Origin of the sequence: Tenacibaculum sp. L6 (assembly GCF_028823685.1) — a bacterium.
Classification (GTDB): domain Bacteria; phylum Bacteroidota; class Bacteroidia; order Flavobacteriales; family Flavobacteriaceae; genus Polaribacter.
Genome location: NZ_JAPEHZ010000176.1, coordinates 1 through 658 on the forward strand (window position 1 = coordinate 1; position 658 = coordinate 658).

Annotated in this window: 1 protein-coding gene; it reads right to left on the reverse strand. The window is 41.5% G+C overall.

The features are described from left to right. A partial coding sequence (locus OU788_RS12580) for a hypothetical protein (protein ID WP_274635478.1) occupies positions 1–534 on the reverse strand: 534 nt, incomplete at its 3' end. Positions 535–658 lie beyond the last annotated feature (124 nt).

Genomic DNA, 658 nt, shown 5'->3' on the forward strand with positions numbered 1-658 from the left:
TTTTTTCTTCAGCAGTTCTCGCTCGACTCTGAGTTCTTCTCGTTCTTTTGCTGTCTCCAACTTAATAGTAAGTGAGCTATTGGTTTCTTCTAATACTCGGTTGCGAGAACGCAGGTCTTTGACGGTTTCTTTTAGCTCTTGTACTTGTTCTTTATAGTCTGCCGAACGTTCTGCTTGTACCATCTTTGCCATCAGCTCTGGCGCTCCTAAAAAGGCAGTGGTAGGGTCGGTAGCATTCATATCTTGGGTTAATTTTTCTGTGAGTGTTTGTAGCGTGTGATAGGTGGTCTTCCCATCCTTGGTATAGGTTTTTTGTAGGGTAAAGACCACCGCTCCGCTAAATCCTTTTTCGGGTAAGGCTTGTAAAAATTGGGCTATCGAACCGTATTTGCTTTCTATGTCCTCTAAGGTAAAGGCGTACTTCTGTGCCGAAGCTGACTTGACAAGTTTTACGCCGTTACTCGATACCTTGATGACATGATTGCTTCCTCCTTTTAGGTGGCTTTCTACGATGTTCGATAATTGATTATTCACAATATAAATACCTTACTATGGCTTTTTTAAAGGGTGTTGTTTGTACGGCTTCTAGTGCTGGATATTCTGAAAATTCAAAGCGTATCAAGCCGTCTACAATTGGATGATTGGTGTCTATGATAAA